Below are 18,482 nucleotides of genomic sequence, written 5' to 3'. Positions count from 1 at the left end.
CGGAGGTGCAGGCCGCGCTGGCCGAGGCGAGCGAGGCGACGGCGCTGCTGTCGGCGGCCCGGGCCGAGCGGGACGCCGCCCTGCAGCGCGCCCGCGAGCTCGCCGCCGACCGGGAGGCGCTGGCCAACCAGTTCAAGGTGCTCTCGGCCGAGACGCTGGAGAAGCAGGGTCAGCAGGCCGACGCCCAGGCCGAGCAGCGGCTGCGGGCCACCGAGGCGCTGCTGGCGCCGGTGCGCGAGAGCCTGAAGGCGGTCAACGAGCGGCTGTCGGAGGTGGAGAAGGAGCGGGTGCGGCTGGCCACCGACCTGCGCAACCAGGTGCAGGCGGTACAGCTCACCGGGGAGAGCCTGCGGCGCGAGACGTCCGCGCTGGCCACCGCGCTGCGCAAGCCGCAGGTGCGGGGCGCGTGGGGTGAGATGCAGCTCAAGCGGGTGGCCGAGGTGGCGGGCATGGTCGAGCACTGCGACTTCACCGCCCAGCACACCACCACCAGCGACGACAAGACGGTCCGCCCGGACATGCGGGTCGACCTGTCCGACGGCAAGTGCGTCTTCGTCGACTCCAAGGTGCCGCTGACCGCCTTCCTCGACGCGCACGAGACCGACGACGCCCGCGAGCGAGAGGCCGCGATGGCCCGGTTCGCCCAGAACGTGCGCACCCACGTCGACCAGCTGGCGCAGAAGCGCTACTGGGCCGCCGAGGAGGGGACGCCGGAGTTCGTGGTGCTGTTCATGCCGAGCGAGGCGCTCGCGGCCGAGGCGTTCCAGGTGCTGCCCGACCTGCACGACTACGCCGCCGCCAGGGACGTGGTGCTGGCCACCCCGACCACGCTGATCGCGATGCTGCGGGCGGTGGCCTACGGCTGGAAGCAGGCGAAGCTGGCCGAGAGCGCGGCCGACGTGCTGCGGCTGGGCCGCGAGCTGCACAACCGCCTCGGGACGCTGGGCAGCCACTTCGACCGGGTGGGGCGCGCGCTGCGCACGGCTGTCAACGCCTACAACCAGAGCGTCGGCACACTGGAGACCCGAGTGATGGTGAGCGCCCGGCGGTTCCGCGACCTCAACGTCACCGACGCCGACCTGGACGCGGTCACGCCGGTCGAGGAGCCGGTGCGCTCGATCGTCGACGCCGAGCTCGTCGAGGACGCCGCCCGGGTCGAGCCGCTGATCGGACGCACCCGCCGGCGCAGCCTGCCGCCGGCGCAGGAGGAGGCGCTGTTCGACCGCGAGCCGACGCTGGACGAGCTGGTGGCGCCCGACGACTCGACACGAGCCGACGAGCAGCAGCGCTACTCAGGCTGACCGGAGGGACGACCTCCCGCCCGGTCCTCCCGCGCGAGGAGCCCGTCGACGATCAGGTCGAGGGTGCGTTCGACCCGGTCGCCGACCCCCGCCTCCTCCACCCGGGACAGGAAGCCCAGCAGGAGCAGCACCTCCGGGGAGCCCACGTCCCCGCGGAAGACCCCCTGCTGCCGGCCCGCCTCGAGCAGCAGGTCGACCGCCTCGCTCAGCACCCCGCTGTGCTGACCGGTCAGCTGCTGACCCGTCTCCACGCTGAGCGCGGCGAGCACGCCGTGCTTGACCCGGGCGTAGTCAGCCACCTCGTCGAACCACCGGCGCAGGGCCGACGGCGCGTCGGTGTCGGCAGCTCGCAGCAGCTCGCGGGCGACTGCGCCGAGGTGTTCGACGTCGGCGCGGTAGACCTCCATCACGAGCGCCGTCCGATTCGGGAAGTGGCGGTACAGGGTGCCCTGGCCCACGCCCGCGGTCCTCGCGATGACGTTGAGCCCCACCCCGGCATCCTCCACCAGCAGGCGGCGGGCGCTCTGCAAGATGCGCTCCCGGTTGTCGGCTGCGTCGGCACGCAGTGCGCGGTCAGGCACAGCCCTCCTCGAGGTTGCCGATCGGACACGTGTCCGGTTACGGTTGCTCACAACCGGACACATGTCACCTTAAACCTGGAGCAGCAGATGCCAGACTCGGAGCGGCCGTTGGACGGACGGGTCGTCGTCATCACGGGAGCAAGCAGCGGGATCGGGCGGGCGAGTGCGACCCTGCTCGCTGAGCGGGGGGCCTCGGTGGTCCTCGCCGCCCGTCGGGTCGAGCGGCTGGAGGCCCTGGTCGCCTCCCTCCGCGACCGGGGTCGTCCGGCGATCGCGGTACCCACCGACGTCACCGTGGCCGAGGACCTGCAGCGCCTGGTCCGGACCGCCGTCACCGAGCTGGGTGCGGTGGACGCCCTCGTCAGCAACGCCGGCGTGGCACGGCTGGGCCGGCTCGACGAGCCCGACACCGAGGGCTGGTCGGCCATGATCGACGTCAACCTGCGCGGCCTGCTCAACGCGCTGGCCGCCGTGCTGCCGGTCTTCGGCCGGCAGGGCCACGGACACGTCGTCACCACGGTCTCGACGGCCGGGCTGGCGATCTCGCCGACGATGGGCGTCTACGCCGCCACCAAGAACGCCGCCCGCACCGTCATGGAGGCGCTGCGGGCGGAGTCCACCGATGGCGTCGTCCGCACCACCGAGATCTCACCCGGGTTCGTGCGGACCGAGCTGGCCGACGGGATGGCCACGGGCTTCCGTGAGCAGGTGCGGACCGGGATGGAGGAGTTCGGCCTCGCCCCTGCCGCGGTGGCCCGGGCCGTGGCCTTCGCCCTCGAGCAGCCCCGCGACGTCGAGATCGGTTCCCTCGTCATCCGCCCGACCGTGCAGGGCTGAGGGACCAGACGTCAGGAGCCGGGCTGCAGGTCTCCCACCGCGACGGCCTCCTGGCGGGCGGAGTGCCGCAGCTCCTTGGGCAGGGAGAACACCAGGTTCTCCTCGGTGAGCCGCTCCTCGACCGCCTTGGGGTAGCCGTGCTGCTCCAGGTAGGCCAGCACGCCCTCGACCAGGTCGTCGGGCACCGAGGCACCGCTGGTGACGCCGACCTGCTCGACCCCCTCCAGCCACCGCTCGTCGATCTCACCGGCGTTGTCGACCCGGTAGGCCGTCTTCGCACCGGCCTCCAGCGCCACCTCCACCAGCCGCACGGAGTTGGAGGAGTTCGCCGAGCCGACCACGATCACCAGGTCGGAGCGCGCGGCGATCTGCTTGATCGCGGCCTGCCGGTTGGAGGTGGCGTAGCAGATGTCGTCGCTGGGCGGGTCCATCAGCAGCGGGAACCGCTCGCGCAGCCGGTGCACCGTCTCCATCGTCTCGTCGACGCTGAGCGTGGTCTGGCTCAGCCAGGCCAGCTTCGTCGGGTCCTTGACCTCCAGCGCGTCGACCTCCTCCGGCGACTGCACCAGGGTGATGTGGTCGGGTGCCTCCCCGGAGGTGCCCTCGACCTCCTCGTGGCCGGCGTGGCCGATCAGCAGGATCTCCTTGTCCTGCCGGGCGAAGCGCTTGGCCTCGTTGTGCACCTTCGTCACCAGCGGGCAGGTGGCGTCGATGGTGCGCAGGTTCCGCTCGGCGGCCTCGGCGTGCACGGCCGGGGAGACGCCGTGGGCGGAGAACACCACCATCGCCTGCTCGGGGACGGCGTCCAGCTCGTCGACGAAGACCGCGCCCTTGGCCTCGAGGTTCTCCACCACGTGGCGGTTGTGCACGATCTGCTTGCGGACGTAGACGGGGGCGCCGTACTGCTCCAGGGCCCGCTCGACGGTGACCACCGCGCGGTCGACGCCGGCGCAGTACCCCCGGGGCGCGGCCACCACCACCCGCTTCCCGACGGGCTGTGCCGTCGGCTCGGGGGCGCTCGGGGCTCGGTCCTGCTCGGGGGCGCTCATGGCCGCGAGTCTACGTGTCGCCCCGCGCCGGGCCGGAACCGTCGGCGGCCCCGGTTAGGGTCACCGGCATGGGTCTGGAGTCGTCACCGGAGCAGCCACAACCGCTGCGCGTGGTCACCCAGCAGGTCAAGCAGTGGATCGAGCGGCTCGGCTGGGTCTGGGTCGAGGGCCAGCTGATCGAGATCAACCGGCGCGCACGGTCCGCGACGGTCTTCCTCACCCTGCGCGACAAGCTGGCCGAGGTCTCGGTCAGCGTCACCACCGGCCCGCAGGTGCTCGACGCCGCCGGCCCGCTGACCGAGGGCGCCACGGTGGTCGCCCACCTGCGTCCCAGCTACTACAACCCCGCCGGCCGGCTGTCCTACCACTGCGACGACATCCGCCCGGTCGGCGAGGGCCGGCTGCTGGCCCAGCTCGAGCAGCGCAAGCGGATGCTGCAGGCCGAGGGGCTGTTCGACCCCCGGCGCAAGAAACCGCTGCCGTTCCTGCCGCGGGTGGTGGGGCTGGTCACCGCCGCCCAGAGCGCGGCGGAGCGCGACGTGGTCGAGAACGCCCGGCGCCGCTGGCCGGCGGTGGTGTTCCGCACCTGCCACGCCCAGGTGCAGGGGGTGAACGCGGCCGCGCAGGTGATGGACGCCGTCAGCACGCTGGACCGCGACGAGGAGGTCGACGTCATCGTGGTCGCCCGCGGCGGCGGCTCGATCGAGGACCTGCTGCCCTTCTCCGACGAGGGCGTGCTGCGCACCGTCGCCGCCTGCCGCACCCCGGTGGTCAGCGCGATCGGGCACGAGAGCGACTCACCCATCCTCGACCTGGTGGCCGACCACCGCGCCTCCACCCCGACCGACGCCGCCCGCGCGGTGGTGCCCGATGTCGCCGCCGAGACCGAGCTGGTCGCCTTGGCGCGCAGCCGTCTCGACCGGGCGCTGCTGCACCGCCTCGACGCCGAGCAGCACCGGCTGGCCGAGCTGCGCGGACGCCGGGTGCTCACCGATCCGCTGGCCGCGTTCACGGTGCACTCCGAGCAGCTGGACGGGTGGCGCCACCGGCTCGGCCGGGCCGTCGAGCAGCACCTGCGGCACGAGGCCACCATCGTGCAGCACCTGGTGGCGCGGGCCCGCAGCCTCTCCCCCGTCGCGACGCTGGAACGCGGCTACACCGTGCTGGCCGACGACGACGGCCACACCGTCAGCACCACCTCGCGGCTCAGCGCGCAGCAGCCGGTGACGGCGTGGCTGCGCGACGGCACCGCCGAGCTGGTCGTCCGATCCGTCCACCCCGCGGCGGGCGAGCCCGCCACCCCCACCGACCCCGACCCCGAGGAGCAGCCATGACCGACCCCACCCCGGCCGCACCGGTCGCCCCGCAGCTGGGCGAGGAGGAGCTGGCCCGACTCGACGCGCTCAGCTACGAGGACGCCCGCGAGCAGCTCGGCCAGGTGGTGCGCGAGCTGGAGTCCGGAGGCGCCGGGCTGGCCGAGTCCCTGGTGCTCTGGCAGCGCGGCGAGAAGCTCGCCCAGGTCTGCCAGGCCCGCCTCGACGGTGCCCGCGCGCTGGTCGAGTCGGCCCGGCAGCAGGGCACGGAGAGCGCAGGATGAGGGTGCCCCGATTGCCCGCGCCCGCACGGGGTACGCGATGATCATCAGGCCCGTCGTCGCAGGAGGAACTTCCGTGCCCACGTCGATCTCGCCCGTACCGTCCCGCGCGAGCGGAGGTCAGCGATGCTGATCAACCGGTTCGGTGCCCTGTTCGAGCGGCTCGTGCGACGGATCGAGACCGCCGAGAGCCTGGATGCCACCGCCGACCCGGTCGCCGAGCGCGCCGGCCGTCTCTACGGCGGTCCCCGGGTGCGCAGCCTGCTGGCCGGCACCCCGCTCAGCCACCCGCTGCACCCGCTGCTGGTCACCGTCCCGATCGGCTCCTGGGCCGCGGCCATGGTGCTCGACCTGGTCGGCAACCGGTCCGGGGCGCGGACCGCGATCGGGGTGGGGCTGCTCACCGCACCCCTGGCCGCCGCGACCGGCACCCACGACTGGACGTCCACGGTCGGCGGGCAGCGCCGCGTCGGCTGGGTGCACGCCCTGCTCAACGCGTCCGCGATCGGGCTGTACGCCGCCAGCTGGGTGGCCCGTCGCCGGGGCCACCACCGCACCGGTCAGCTGCTCACCATCCCCGGCTTCGCGCTGCTCGGCGCCTCCGGCTCGCTCGGCGGCCACCTCTCCTACGCCCGCGGGGTCGGCGTCGACGTCACCGCCTTCGACCCCGAGGTGCCCGGCTGGGTCGACGTCGCCGCCTCGACCGAGGTCGAGCACGGCCGGCTGACCGGGGCCAGCGCCGCCGGGGTCGAGCTCGTGCTCACCCGCGACGCCGACGACACGCTGCACGCCCTGGCCGACCGCTGCACCCACCGCGGCGGACCGCTGCACGAGGGCACGCTGGAGGACGGCTGCGTGCGCTGCCCCTGGCACGACAGCCGGTTCTCCCTCGCCGACGGCTCGGTGGTCACCGGTCCCGCCACCCGCCCCCAGCCGGTCTTCGAGACCCGCGAGGAGGACGGCCGGGTGCTCGTGCGCCACCTCGCCACCGGCTAGGCGGCGCGCGGTCTGGCGCGTCGAGCGCGGGCTGGGTTTCACTGGATGTCCCGATGCCCCACCGCCGTGCCGTCCCCAGGAGCAGCCATGCAGCTCGACGACCGCGACCACGAGCAGATCGTGGCCGACCTGGCCACCCGCTACGAGGGCCAGTTCACCCGCGAGGAGGTCGAGGCCGCGGTCCGCCGCAGCCGTGCGCACCTCGAGCCCAACGCCACCATCCCCGACTTCCTGCCGGTCTTCGTCCGCCGCTTCGCCCGCGACGAGCTGGTCCACCTCGCCGAGGAGCGCGGGCTCGACCCGCACGGCCTGCACGACGTCCTGTTCGTCTGCAACGGCAACGCCGGACGCTCCCAGATGGCCGCCGCCTTCGCCAACCAGCTCGGCGCCGGACGGGTCCGCGCCTGGTCGGCCGGCATCAACCCGATGGGCCAGGTGCTGCCCGACGTGGTCGAGGCCATGCGCGAGGTCGGCATCGACCTCGCCGAGTCCTACCCCAAGCCGGTGACCGGGTCGGCCACCCGGGCGGCCGAGACGATCGTCGCCATCGGCGTCCCGCCCGAGCAGCTGCCCGAGCAGGGCGCGCACCTCGTCGAGTGGGACATCGCCCCGGTGATCGGCCAGGGGCCCGAGACCACCCGCGCCACCCGCGACGACATCCGCGCCCGGGTCGAGGAGCTGGTGGAGGCGATCAGCCCGTCGGCACCGTGGACGACGACCCCCTGACCGCGATATCGGGTGGAGGTCCTTGAAAGGCGCGCATAGACTGGTGCGCGTTCCATCCCCTCCCGAGGAGTGCCCCCACCCGTGGACCTGTGAGGCCGAGACGCGCGCGCGACGGATGTCGCGTCCCTCGACCTCACCATGGGCCCCTCGGTCCGCCGGCTCCCGGCGCCACCGTCCCTGCGCAGCGTCTCCAGACGTCCCGACCCGACGAACCCCTGGAGCTCCTGTGCCCGCCGTCACCACCTCCGCCCTGACCTTCTGCTGGCCCGACGGCACCTCCGTCGTCGAGGGACTCGACCTCACCGCCGGACCCGGCCGGCACGGCCTGGTCGGCCGCAACGGCGTCGGCAAGTCGACGCTGCTGCACCTGCTCGCCGGCCGGCTGAGACCCACCTCGGGCTCGGTCAGCGCCCCCGGCGCCCGGCTGCTGCCGCAGGACCCGGCCGCCGACCCGTCCGACACCGTCGCCGACGTCCTCGGCATCACCGACGTCCTCGCCGCGCTCGCCCGGATCGAGGCCGGCTCGGTCGCCGTGGCCGACTTCGACACCGTCGGCTCGGACTGGGACGTCGCCGACCGTGCGGCGGCCCAGCTCGGCCGGCTCGGGCTGGACCACCTCGACCTCGACCGCCGGGTCGGCTCGCTCTCCGGCGGTGAGCTGGAGCTGCTCACCCTGGGCGCACTGCTGCTGGACGACCCACCGGTGCTGCTGCTGGACGAGCCGACCAACAACCTGGACCGGACGGCCCGCGCCCGCCTCGGCGCCGCCCTGCAGGGCTACCGGGGCACGCTGCTGGTGGTCAGCCACGACCGCGAGCTGCTGGAGACGGTGGACGACATCGCCGAGCTGCACCGCACCGGCGCCGCCTCCTCCCGCGGCACGGGCAGCTCCACCTTGCGCTGGTACGGCGGCGGGTGGACGGCCTACACCGAGGCCCTGGCCGCCGAGCAGCAGGCGGCCCGCCAGGCCGTGACCGCCGCGGAGTCCCGGCTGCGCGCCGAACGCCGCGACGTCGCCGACAGCCAGCAGGTGCTCGCCACCCGCCGCGCCGTGGGGCGGAAGGCCGAGCGGGAGAAGCGGGTGCCCGGGATCGTCGCCGGTGGCCGCAAGCGCGCGGCGCAGGAGAGCGCGGCCCGCTACACCCGGGTGCACGAGGAGCGGCTGGCCGCCGCCGAGGACGACCTGGCGCAGGCCGAGGAGCGGCTGCGGCTGGAGCAGCGGATCGTCGTCGACCTGCCGGCCACCGTCGTCCCGCCGCGCCGGCGGGTGCTCACCCTCACCGGCGTCCGGCCCGCCCACGGCGACGTCGAGGTCGACCTCGACCTGCGCGGGCCCGAGCGGGTCGGGCTGGTCGGGCGGAACGGGATCGGCAAGACCTCGCTGCTGCGGGCGGTCACCGGTGAGCAGCCGCCGGCCGCCGGCGAGGTGGAGGTGCACGTACCGCTGCGGATGATGCCGCAGTCGCGCACCCTGCTCGACCCCGGCCTCACCGTGGCCCAGAACGTGGCCCGGCACGCCCCCGACGCCGACCCGACCGAGATCCGCTCCCGGCTGGCCCGCTTCCTCTTCCGCGGCCGGGACGCCGACCAGCCGGCGTCCACGCTGTCGGGCGGGGAGCGGATGCGGGCCACCCTGGCCTGCCTGCTGCTGGCCGAGCCGGCCCCGCAGCTGCTGGTGCTGGACGAGCCGACCAACGACCTCGACCTGCCCAGCATCGAGCAGCTGGTGCAGGCCCTGTCGGGCTACCGCGGCGCGCTGCTGGTGGTCAGCCACGACCAGACCTTCCTCGACGAGCTCGGTCTGGACCGGGTCGTCGAGCTCAGCCCGACCGGATGAGGTGCGGCAGCGGGTCCTCGGCGAAGACCTGCCGGGTGACCAGCAGCGCCGCCCCCAGCACTCCGGCGGTGTGGTCGGTGCGGGAGCGGACGATCCGCAGGTCGTGGGTGGCCAACGGGATCGACTGGCCGTAGACCACCTCCCGCACGCCGGCGATGAGGTGCTCGCTGGCCCGGGAGATGCTGCCGCCAACCACGATCACCGAGGGGTTGAGCAGGTTCACCACAGCCGACAGCACCGCCCCCAGGTCGCGTCCGGCCTGGCGCACCGCGGCGTGCACCCGCTGGTCGCCACCGCGGACCAGCGCCACCACGTCGGCGCTGGTGCGAGCCTCCAGACCGAGCCCGCGCAGCCGCTCGGCGATCGCCGGGCCGGAGGCGACGGCCTCGAGGTCGCGGGGGTCGTCGGGCGGACGCGGGCTGTCGGGCACCCACGGCACCCGCAGGTGACCGAGGTCGCCGGCCGAGCCGGACGCGCCGCGCTGCAGGTGCCCGCCGGCGAGGATCCCCGCCCCGATGCCGGTGGAGACCTTGACGAAGACCAGGTCGGTCACCTCGGGCCAGGCCGCGTGCTGCTCGGCCAGCGCCAGCAGGTTGACGTCGTTGTCGACCAGCACCGGCACGTCGAACACCCGCTGCACCGCGGCCGGCACGTCGAAACCGTCCCAGCCGGGCATGATCGGCGGACTCACCGGACGCCCGGTGGCGTGCTCCACCGGCCCCGGCACGCCGACCCCGACGCCCACCACCTCCGCCGGACGCCGACCGGCCGCGGCGACCATCCGGCGGGCCTCGCGCAGGATCGCGCCGAGCACCACGTCGGGGCCCTCGGCGACGGCGAGGTCGAGGGTGACGACGTCGACCACCAGCCCGGAGAGGTCGGTGAGGGCCACCGTGACGTGGGTGGCGCCGACGTCCACCGCGACCACCAGCCGCGCGGTCGGGTTGAACACCACCCGGGCCGGCGGACGTCCGCCGGAGGAGCTGGCCTCCCCCGCCACCACCACGAGCCCGTGGCCGAGCAGCGCGTCCACCCGGGCGCCCACGGTGGACCGGCTCAGCCCCGACTCGGCCACCAGCTCGGCCCGGGTGCGGGCCCGGCCGTCGCGGAGCAGCTCGAGGACATCCACCTTTTGAGTAAAGCACACGGGACTTTTGCTTGACAGGCGTCAGAAGCATGAGCAGAGTGGCGGGTGCGCGCCGGGGCGAGCCAGGGAGGCCCGCCGACGGCGGCACCACCCAGCTACCGCACCCAGCACAGGAGCACCGTGAACCTCTCCGTCCAGCTCTACACCGTGCGCGAGCTCGCCCAGGAGGACCTCGCCGGCACCCTCCAGCGTCTCGCCGACCTCGGCTTCACCCGCGTGGAGCCCTACAGCTTCCTCTCCTTCGGCGACGCGCTGAAGCCCGCACTGGAGGCGTCCGGGCTGCTCGCCCCGACCACCCACCAGGGCTTCATCGGCAAGTCCGACGCCGAGCTGGAGCAGGTGTTCGCCGCCGCCACCGAGCTGGGCATCGGCACCGTCATCGACCCGCACGTGCCCGCCGACCGCTGGCAGGACGCCGAGAGCGTCGCGGCCACCGCTGAGGCCCTCAACCACGCCGCCACCATCGCGGCCAAGCACGGCATCGTCGTCGGCTACCACAACCACGCCCACGAGATCACCCCGAAGATCGAGGGCCGCACCGCCCTGGAGTACTTCGCCGGTCTGCTGGCCGAGGAGGTCGTGCTCGAGGTCGACGCCTACTGGGTCGCCGTGGGCGGTGAGGACCCGCTGCAGATCCTGGCCAACCTCGGCTCGCGCGTGGTGGCCGTGCACATCAAGGACGGCCCCGGCACCACCGAGAACAAGGACCAGGTCGCCCTCGGCCAGGGCACCCAGCCGGTCGAGGAGATCGTCGCCGCCACCCCGGACTGCCTGCACGTGATCGAGCTCGACGACTCCCGTGGTGACCGCTTCACCGCCGTCGCCGACTCCTACACCTTCCTCACCTCCCTGGCGCAGAAGAACGGGGGCCAGGCCTGATGACCTCCGGACCGATGGGGATCGGCGTCATCGGCGCCGGCAACATCTCCACCCAGTACCTCACCAACCTGGCCACCTTCCCCGACGTCGACGTGCGCTTCGTCGCCGACATCGACGTCGAGCGGGCCCGCAGCCAGGCCGCGACCCACGGCGTCCCGGGTGCCGGGACGGTCGAGGAGCTGCTGGCCGACGACGGCATCGACATCGTCATCAACCTCACCATCCCGGCCGCGCACGCCGAGGTCGCCACCCAGGCGCTCGAGGCGGGCAAGCACGTCTGGAACGAGAAGCCGATCACCCTCGACACCGACAGCGCCAAGGCACTGCTGGAGACCGCCGAGCGGGTCGGACGCCGGGTGTCCACGGCCCCCGACACCTTCCTCGGCGCCGGGCTGCAGTCCGCGCTGCGGCTGGTCGCCTCGGGCCGGATCGGGGCCCCGCAGACCGCCCACACCATGCTGCTCAACCCCGGGCCCGACCTGTGGCACCCCAGCCCGGACTTCCTGTTCGCCGTGGGCGCCGGGCCGCTGTACGACCTCGGCCCGTACTACATCACCGCGCTGACGCAGTTCTTCGGCCCGGTGCGGCGGGTGCAGTCCACGCTGGGCCAGCCCCGCACCCAGCGGGTCATCGGGTCGGGTCCGCGGGCCGGGGAGACCTTCCCGGTCGAGGTGCCCACCCACGTCGCGGCGCTGTTCGAGTTCGAGAGCGGGCAGACCGCCACCTCGACCTTCAGCTTCGACTCCCACCTCAAGCGGATGCAGTTCGAGGTCGCCGGGCTGGACGGGACGGTCGAGGTGCCCGACCCGAACAACTTCGACGGTGACACCGTGCTGCACGTCGCGGGCAGCGAGCCCGAGGCGATCGCGCCGGTGGGAGCCAGCGCCGGTCGTGGCACCGGCGTGGTCGAGCTGGCCCGCGCGATCCGTGCCGGACGCCCGGAGCGCGCCTCCGGCAAGCTCGCCTACCACGTCCTCGACGTCATGCAGACGACGATCGAGGCCGGCAAGAAGGGCGAGGCGGTCGAGGTGGCCAGCACCTTCGAGGTGGTCGAGCCCCTGGCCGAGGACTGGGACCCCACGGAGGCCACCCTGTGACCGGCGCCTCCCCGGTCGGAGTCGGCGTCGTCGGCGGCGGGTTCATGGCCTCGGTGCACTCCCGGGCCGCCCGCGCCGCCGGCGCCACCCTGGTGGCGGTCGCCTCCTCCTCCCCCGAGCGGTCGCGGGCCGCGGCCGAGCAGCTCGGCTTCGCCTCGGCCGCGTCCTCGGTGGAGGAGCTGGTGGCCCACCCGGACGTCGACGTGGTGCACGTCTGCACCCCGAACGCGCTGCACGCCGCCCAGGCCGAGGCGGTGCTGGCGGCGGGCAAGCACGTGGTCTGCGAGAAGCCGCTGGCCACCAGCGTCGCCGACGCCGAACGGCTGGTGGGGCTGGCCGAGCAGGCCGGCGTGGTGGCGACCGTCCCGTTCGTGTACCGCTTCTACCCGCTGGTGCGGGAGGCGCGGGCCCGGTTCGCCGCCGGCGAGATGGGCCGGATCAGCACCGTCCTCGGCAGCTACCTGCAGGACTGGCTGCTCACCGCCGACGACGACAACTGGCGGGTCGACGTCACCGACGGCGGCCGCTCGCGCGCCTTCGGCGACATCGGCTCGCACCTGGTCGACCTGCTCGAGTTCATCACCGCCGACCGGGTGGTCGCGCTGGCGGCGTCCAAGAGCACCGTCTTCGGCACCCGCGGCGACCGGCCGGTCAGCACCGAGGACGCGGTCGCGCTCACCCTGCAGACCGAGGGCGGGGCGATCGGCTCGCTGCTGGTCTCCCAGGTGGCGCCAGGACGCAAGAACCGGCTGCACCTGGAGATCGCCGGCGCCGAGCAGACCCTCGGGCTGGACACCGAGCAGCCGGAGACCATCTGGCTCGGACGCCGCGCGGGCAGCCAGCTGCTGCCCCGCGACGCCGACCAGCTCGCCCCGGACGCCGCCCGGCTCTGCCGGGTGCCGGCCGGGCACCCGATGGGCTACCAGGACGCCTTCGACGCCTTCGCCGCCGACACCTACGCCGCCACCCGCGGCGAGGCGCCAGACGGCCTGCCCCGCTTCGCCGACGGCCTGCGGGCCGGACGCATCACCCAGGCCGTGCTCGACTCGTGCGAGCAGGGCACCTGGGTCCGGCTGTGACCACGCCACCCGCACCGACGCCAGGAGGAACCATGACCGAGTCCACCCATCCCGTCACCCTGTTCACCGGCCAGTGGGCCGACATGCCGTTCGAGGAGCTGGCCGCCAAGGCGGCGTCCTGGGGCTACGACGGCCTCGAGATCGCCGCCTCGGGCGACCACCTCGACCTCAAGCGCGCCGACGAGGACGACGCCTACGTGCAGAGCCGGCTCGACATCCTCGACAAGCACGGGCTGAAGTGCTTCGCGATCAGCCACCACCTCGGCGGCCAGGCGGTCTGCGACGACCCGATCGACTTCCGCCACCAGGCCATCCTGCGCGACTACGTGTGGGGCGACGGCGACGCCGAGGGCGTGCGCCAGCGGGCCGCGGAGGACATGAAGCGGTCCGCCCGGGTGGCCCGCAAGCTCGGCGTGGACGTCGTGGTCGGCTTCACCGGCTCCAAGATCTGGCCCTACGTGGCGATGTTCCCGCCGGTGCCCGCCTCGGTCATCGACGAGGGCTACCAGGACTTCGCCGACCGCTGGAACCCGATCCTCGACGTCTTCGACTCCGAGGGCGTCCGCTTCGCCCACGAGGTGCACCCGTCGGAGATCGCCTACGACTACTGGAGCTCGGTGCGCAGCCTGGAGGCGATCGACCACCGTGAGGCCTTCGGCTTCAACTGGGACCCCTCGCACATGATGTGGCAGAACATCGACCCGGTGAGCTTCATCGTGGAGTTCGCCGACCGGATCTACCACGTCGACTGCAAGGACACCCGGCTCCGACCGCAGAACGGCCGGGCCGGCGTCCTCGGTTCGCACCTGCCGTGGGGCGACCCGCGGCGCGGCTGGGACTTCGTCTCCACCACCCACGGCGACGTGCCGTGGGAGGACGCCTTCCGCGCGCTGAAGTCGATCGGCTACAGCGGCCCGATCTCGATCGAGTGGGAGGACGCCGGCATGGACCGCGAGCACGGTGCGGCCGAGGCGGTCGGCGCCATCCGCAAGCTGCTGTGGAAGCTGCCCGAGCAGTCCTTCGACGCGGCCTTCAGCAACCAGTGAGCTGACCGCACCACGGGCTGAGCCTGTCGGGCGCCGAGAGATCGCGTTTCGACAGGCTCAGCGCGCTCCTGGTCGGATGTGCACCGACCCCACCACGACGCCCTCAGCTTGTCGAAGCGCTGTCCTGAGCCTGTCGAAGCGGGCGATCGTCCGCACCGGAAGCGGCACTCAGCCCGCGCTCAGCGTCCCCGCGAACGCCACCAGCTCCTCGTACGGGACGTCCCCGGAGACCACGGTGGTGACGGCGGGCTCGGTGAGCACCAGCGAGCGGGTCCGGCCGTCGGCCGACAGGTACTGCTGCCAGGTCTGCCCGCCGACCTGGCTGGTGGCCTCCGGACGTCCCTCCCGGGTCGCCTCGACGAGGTAGGTCTCGACCGGGCCGTCGCCCTGCTCCACCGCGAGGTAGGTCTCGGACGGGTCGAGGTAGCCCAGCGTCCACTGGTTGCGCGGCGACGGCTCGTCGTTGAGGGCCCGCTCCCCCTGCGCCACCCAGGTGGCCCGGGTCGGCACCCAGCCCTCCGGCAGCTGGACGGGTGCCAGCACCGGGAAGGGCGCCTCGGCCCGGGCCCGCTCCAGGTGGGGCGCCACCTCGACGGGCTGCACCGGGTAGTCGTCCAGGGTGCGGGTGAGCAGGGCGCCGATGACGAGGATCGGGATCAGGATCACCGCCAGCGAGCGGAACATGTCCCCCGCCCGGGTCCGGTTGCGATCGCGTGCCACGCCCGCCATCCTCCCCCAGCGCGGTGGGCAACCCGAAATCTCCGTGCTGCGGGTCACAGGTGGGAGCGGGCGCGGGTGGGGGTCGAGGTCCACCCGCGCCGCGCGACCTGTCGGTTCGGGACCGACCCTGCTCTTCCCCAAGCGCCGAATCGAATCCGTGTTCGAACAGTTCCCACTATAGGCGGGGCGCCGACCGGTCCGTCAAGCACCTCCCGCAAGGCGTGTCGGCGCCGGCGGGATCAGCTCTGCGGTGCCGTGTTGTCGATCCCGCCGAGGGCGGCGAGGAACTCGTGGCACTTCCGGGCGCGTGCGGAGTCCTCCTCCATCACCTGGCGGAAGAAGGCGGCGATCTCGTCCTGGCCGGCGTTCTCCGCGTCGCGGACGTACTGGCCGTAGTCGTGCCCCGCCTTCAGGGCGTGGTACTGCACCGAGATGAGGTCGAAGGTGACGTCGTCGAAGCCGGTCTCTCCGGTGGCCATGGTGTCCTCCTGGATGGGGTGCCGCTCCCGGGACGGGTGCGACGGGACCGCTCCCTACCCCCTCGACGCCCCGGCACGCAGGGTCAGGTGCGGCGGTAGCCGCGGGAGGCCTGCCGCTCGACCAACCGGTGGTCGACCAGCAGCCGCCGCAGCTCGGCGGGGTCGCCGACCGTGCCCAGGACGGCGCCGACCTCGTCCTCGGACATCTCGACCTCCGTCGGCAGCAGCTCGACGAGCAGCGCGGCGACCTCGGCCTGCTGCTCGTACCGCTCCGGCACCCGCAGCAGCCGGCCCCGACGGAACCAGCGCGCCACCCCGGGCCGGCGGCGCAGCAGCGCGGTGACCGGCATCGCCTCCTCGACCGCGGCCGCGGCCCGGGCGAAGACCGTGGTGTCGGCGTGCAGCACCCGCCCGTCCACCCGGACCAGACCCGACTCGTGCATCCGGGTGGCGGTCTCGGCGACCTCCCGCACGCTGCGGCCGGTCGCCCGGGCGACGTCGTCCAGGGTGCACGGGGCCGGACAGCCCGGCAGCAGCCCTCCGGCCGCCATCAGCAGCTGGAGCCGGTCGGGGTGGTCGAGGGCCAGCAGCACGGCGAGCGCGTCACCGAGACCGGCGGCGGGCGGGGCGGCGGACGTCACGGCCGACATCCTCGCTCCACGCCGGAGGCGCGGTCCACGGGTCAACTGCGCCGGCGGCGCGGTCCACGGGTCAGGCGCTCCGGCGCGGGCTCACCAGCGGGTGTGCACGTGCTCGCGGATCCGGTCGTCGTAGACCCGCTGCAGGGCGTGCTGCTGCTCGTCGGTCAGCGGGGCGGCGGCCCCGGCGGCGGCGTTGGCACGGGCGTGCTCCGGCGTCCGGGCGCCGGGGATGACCACGCTGACGCCCGGCTGGTCGACCACCCAGCGCAGCGCCAGCTGGGCCGTCGTCAGGCCGTCCGGGGTGTGCGCGGCCACCTCGCGGGCGGCGTCCACGCCGACGTCGTAGGGCACTCCGGAGAAGGTCTCGCCCTGGTCGAACTGCTCGCCGTTGCGGTTGAAGCTGCGGTGGTCCTCGGCGTCGAAGCGGGTGTCGTGGTCGTACTGGCCCGAGAGCAGCCCGCTGGCCAGCGGCACCCGGGCGATGATGCCCACGCCCGCCTCGGCGGCGGCCGGCAGCACCTCCTCCAGCGGCTTGCGCCGGAACACGTTGAGGATGATCTGGATGGTCGCCACCCCGGGCCGGCGCAGCGCGGTCAGCGCCTCGTCCACCGTCTCCACCGACACCCCGTAGGCGCGGGTGCGGCCCTCCTGGACGAGCGTGTCCAGCGCGTCGTAGACCTCCTCACGCTCGTAGACCGGGGTCGGCGGGCAGTGCAACTGCACCAGGTCGAGGGTGTCGACGCCGAGGTTCTCCCGCGACCGGTCGTTCCAGGCGCGGAAGGCGTCCAGGGTGTAGGCCTCGGGCACGTGCGGGTTCGCGCGGCGGCCCATCTTCGTCGCCACGGTGACCCGGTCGCGGCCGACCTCCCCGAGCGCGGAGCGCTCACCTCGGAGATCACCGAGCAGCCGGCCGAGCAGCCGCTCGCTGCGGCCGTCGCCGTAGACGTCGGCGGTGTCGAAGAAGGTGACCCCGGCCTCGAGCGCGGTGTGCAGCGTCCGCAGCGCCTGCTCCTCCTCCACGGCGTCGCCCCAGCTGCCGCCGATCTGCCAGCAACCCATGCCGATGACCGAGACCTGGCGGCCGGTCCTGCCCAGTGTGCGCTCCTCCATGCCGGGGAGCCTACGGAGCCGTCGCCGCCCCGCCCGCGGCGGGTGCGGCCGGCACCCCGCGGGGCATCCGCAGCGCGAGCAGCGAGCCCAGCACGAAGATCGCCGAGCCGACGCCGAAGGCGAGCGGGTAGGAGCCCTGGTCGGCGATCCAGCCGGCCAGCAGCGGGCCGACGATGGCGCCGAGGTCGCCGACCATCGAGAAGACCGCCACCGGGGTGCCGCTGCGCCCACCGGCGGCGTCGCCCACCGCGGCGGCCGGGGCGGTGCCGAGCAGCGCCGCACCCAGCCCGTACACGGCGAGCGAGACCACCAGCACCACCAGGTCGGTGGAGAACGAGACGCCGGTGGTGGCGGCGGCGCAGACCAGCCCACCGGCGACCATCGCCGGGCGGCGTCCCACCGTGTCGACGAACCGGCCGACCGGGGCCAGCGCGATGGTCTGCACCACCGCCGAGACCGCGAAGGCGATCCCGGTCCAGGCCGGTTCGGCGCCCAGCGCACCCACCACCAGCAGCGGCACCAGCGCGCTGCGCACCCCGAAGGAGGTCCAGCCCTGGCCCAGTCCGGCCACCAGGGCCGCCTGGTAGCGCGGGTCGGCCAGCACCGCCGACATCGGCCGCACCTCCTCAGCGCCGGCGGCGTCGCGGCCGCGCTCGGAGGAGCGCAGCACCGCCAGCCCGATCAGCCCGGCCACGGCGAGGGTGGCGGCGTAGAACCAGAACGGGGCGGTCAGCGAGATCCCGGACAGCGCGCCGCCGATCGCCGGGCCGGCCATCCCGCCCAGCAGGAACCCGCCCTGGAAGAACCCGGCGGCCCGTCCCCGCAGCCGCGGCTCGACGGTGTTGAGCAGCAGCGTCATCGAGGAGACGGTGAACATCGCCGAGCCGAGGCCGCCGATGCCGCGCAGCACCAGGAACGGCCAGTAGGACGTCGCCAGCGCGGCCAGCGCGGTCGACCCGGCCACCACCAGCACCCCGGTGACCAGCACCGGACGCTCCCCCAGCCGGTCGATCAGCGGGCCGACCACCGGCGCGGTCACCAGCCGCACCAGCGCGAACGCCGAGATCACCGCGGAGGCCTCGAAGGTGCCCACCCCGAACGACTGGGCGTAGACCGGCAGCACCGGGACCATCACCCCGAACCCGACGGCCACGCTGAACGAGATCATCCCCAGCACCAGCACGCTGCGCGGCAGCTCGCTGCGTCCCCGGATCCAGCGCCGCACTCCCGCCGTCGTCTGCACGCGGTCATCCTGCCCCAACCGGTCACCCCACCCGGCTCACTACCCTCGGCCCCGTGGATGCGCTGCCGGTGGTCGTGGTGGGCGGGTCGCTGGCCGGGATGGCGGCGGCCGCCCGGCTGG

The 18,482-nt window shown here is 73.9% G+C and carries 19 protein-coding genes; 11 read left to right on the top strand and 8 right to left on the bottom strand.

The window, feature by feature from the left end; translation table 11 throughout:
* Window positions 1-1,301 (top strand): DNA recombination protein RmuC (rmuC, locus tag DVA66_RS05365; protein ID WP_114559134.1); only part of this gene is annotated, 1,301 nt, incomplete at its 5' end.
* Here rmuC and DVA66_RS05360 read toward each other — a convergent pair.
* The gene (locus DVA66_RS05360; RefSeq protein WP_232821779.1) at window positions 1,289-1,882 is read right to left on the bottom strand and encodes a TetR/AcrR family transcriptional regulator; all 594 of its coding nucleotides are present in this window, start codon (window positions 1,880-1,882) and stop codon (window positions 1,289-1,291) included. The two genes, rmuC and DVA66_RS05360, sit on opposite strands and share 13 nt — an antisense overlap.
* A gap of 87 nt (window positions 1,883-1,969) precedes the next feature.
* Here DVA66_RS05360 and DVA66_RS05355 point away from each other — a divergent pair, with 87 nt between their 5' ends.
* Complete coding sequence (locus DVA66_RS05355) at window positions 1,970-2,719, top strand: SDR family oxidoreductase (protein WP_114559130.1); 750 nt, start codon at window positions 1,970-1,972, stop codon at window positions 2,717-2,719.
* Between the two features lie 11 nt (window positions 2,720-2,730).
* Here the strand turns inward: DVA66_RS05355 and DVA66_RS05350 are convergent, their stop codons facing one another.
* Window positions 2,731-3,768, bottom strand: a complete 1,038-nt coding sequence (locus tag DVA66_RS05350; RefSeq protein ID WP_114559129.1) for a 4-hydroxy-3-methylbut-2-enyl diphosphate reductase — start codon at window positions 3,766-3,768, stop codon at window positions 2,731-2,733.
* Window positions 3,769-3,836: 68 nt separating this feature from the next.
* Between DVA66_RS05350 and xseA the strand changes: the two genes are divergently transcribed.
* The 5 genes from xseA (at window position 3,837) to DVA66_RS05325 (ending at window position 8,921) form a co-directional block, all read left to right on the top strand.
* Window positions 3,837-5,102: an exodeoxyribonuclease VII large subunit gene (gene xseA / locus DVA66_RS05345; protein ID WP_114559128.1), complete on the top strand. Its 1,266-nt coding sequence runs from the start codon at window positions 3,837-3,839 to the stop codon at window positions 5,100-5,102.
* Entirely contained in the window at window positions 5,099-5,365 is a 267-nt protein-coding gene (locus tag DVA66_RS05340; protein WP_114127537.1) for an exodeoxyribonuclease VII small subunit, read from the top strand. Before xseA ends, DVA66_RS05340 begins: the two co-directional genes overlap by 4 nt.
* Before the next feature lie 123 nt (window positions 5,366-5,488).
* On the top strand, window positions 5,489-6,358 hold the full coding sequence (locus tag DVA66_RS05335) for a Rieske 2Fe-2S domain-containing protein (protein ID WP_114559127.1): 870 nt from the start codon (window positions 5,489-5,491) through the stop codon (window positions 6,356-6,358).
* 87 nt (window positions 6,359-6,445) lie between these two features.
* The gene (locus DVA66_RS05330; RefSeq protein ID WP_157973850.1) at window positions 6,446-7,084 is read left to right on the top strand and encodes a three-helix bundle dimerization domain-containing protein; all 639 of its coding nucleotides are present in this window, start codon (window positions 6,446-6,448) and stop codon (window positions 7,082-7,084) included.
* 226 nt (window positions 7,085-7,310) lie between these two features.
* A complete protein-coding gene (locus DVA66_RS05325; RefSeq protein WP_232821778.1) occupies window positions 7,311-8,921 on the top strand; it encodes an ABC-F family ATP-binding cassette domain-containing protein in 1,611 nt (536 codons plus the stop codon).
* Here DVA66_RS05325 and DVA66_RS05320 read toward each other — a convergent pair.
* Window positions 8,905-10,050, bottom strand: coding sequence for an ROK family protein (locus DVA66_RS05320; protein ID WP_232821777.1), 1,146 nt, complete (start codon window positions 10,048-10,050; stop codon window positions 8,905-8,907). The genes DVA66_RS05325 and DVA66_RS05320 overlap by 17 nt on opposite strands.
* A 138-nt stretch (window positions 10,051-10,188) precedes the next feature.
* Here DVA66_RS05320 and DVA66_RS05315 point away from each other — a divergent pair, with 138 nt between their 5' ends.
* From DVA66_RS05315 to DVA66_RS05300, 4 genes are read left to right on the top strand one after another with little or no spacing between them, the layout of a single operon-like run.
* The gene (locus DVA66_RS05315; RefSeq protein ID WP_114559123.1) at window positions 10,189-10,947 is read left to right on the top strand and encodes a sugar phosphate isomerase/epimerase family protein; all 759 of its coding nucleotides are present in this window, start codon (window positions 10,189-10,191) and stop codon (window positions 10,945-10,947) included.
* Window positions 10,947-12,044: a Gfo/Idh/MocA family protein gene (locus tag DVA66_RS05310; RefSeq protein WP_114559122.1), complete on the top strand. Its 1,098-nt coding sequence runs from the start codon at window positions 10,947-10,949 to the stop codon at window positions 12,042-12,044. Before DVA66_RS05315 ends, DVA66_RS05310 begins: the two co-directional genes overlap by 1 nt.
* Window positions 12,041-13,123, top strand: a complete 1,083-nt coding sequence (locus DVA66_RS05305; RefSeq protein ID WP_232821776.1) for a Gfo/Idh/MocA family protein — start codon at window positions 12,041-12,043, stop codon at window positions 13,121-13,123. The genes DVA66_RS05310 and DVA66_RS05305 overlap by 4 nt, the downstream gene beginning before the upstream one ends.
* Before the next feature lie 32 nt (window positions 13,124-13,155).
* Window positions 13,156-14,169, top strand: a complete 1,014-nt coding sequence (locus tag DVA66_RS05300) for a sugar phosphate isomerase/epimerase family protein (protein WP_114559121.1) — start codon at window positions 13,156-13,158, stop codon at window positions 14,167-14,169.
* Between the two features lie 168 nt (window positions 14,170-14,337).
* Here DVA66_RS05300 and DVA66_RS05295 read toward each other — a convergent pair whose 3' ends face one another.
* From DVA66_RS05295 to DVA66_RS05275, 5 genes are all read right to left on the bottom strand, one after another.
* Window positions 14,338-14,889, bottom strand: coding sequence for a DUF4245 domain-containing protein (locus tag DVA66_RS05295; protein WP_157973849.1), 552 nt, complete (start codon window positions 14,887-14,889; stop codon window positions 14,338-14,340).
* Window positions 14,890-15,128: 239 nt separating this feature from the next.
* Window positions 15,129-15,368, bottom strand: a complete 240-nt coding sequence (locus tag DVA66_RS05290) for an acyl carrier protein (protein ID WP_114559119.1) — start codon at window positions 15,366-15,368, stop codon at window positions 15,129-15,131.
* A gap of 83 nt (window positions 15,369-15,451) precedes the next feature.
* Window positions 15,452-16,009, bottom strand: a complete 558-nt coding sequence (locus DVA66_RS05285; RefSeq protein WP_157973848.1) for a DUF2087 domain-containing protein — start codon at window positions 16,007-16,009, stop codon at window positions 15,452-15,454.
* 90 nt (window positions 16,010-16,099) lie between these two features.
* On the bottom strand, window positions 16,100-17,119 hold the full coding sequence (locus tag DVA66_RS05280) for an aldo/keto reductase (RefSeq protein WP_114559117.1): 1,020 nt from the start codon (window positions 17,117-17,119) through the stop codon (window positions 16,100-16,102).
* Window positions 17,120-17,129: 10 nt separating this feature from the next.
* Window positions 17,130-18,362 carry an MFS transporter gene (locus tag DVA66_RS05275; protein WP_198671502.1) on the bottom strand — a complete coding sequence of 411 codons (1,233 nt, stop codon included), beginning with the start codon at window positions 18,360-18,362 and terminating at the stop codon, window positions 17,130-17,132.
* Window positions 18,363-18,482 lie beyond the last annotated feature (120 nt).

Source organism: Desertihabitans aurantiacus (assembly GCF_003344635.1).
Lineage (GTDB): Bacteria > Actinomycetota > Actinomycetes > Propionibacteriales > Propionibacteriaceae > Desertihabitans > Desertihabitans aurantiacus.
The sequence above is the reverse complement of the archived record's forward strand: the minus strand, read 5'-3'. Positions and strand labels throughout refer to the sequence as shown.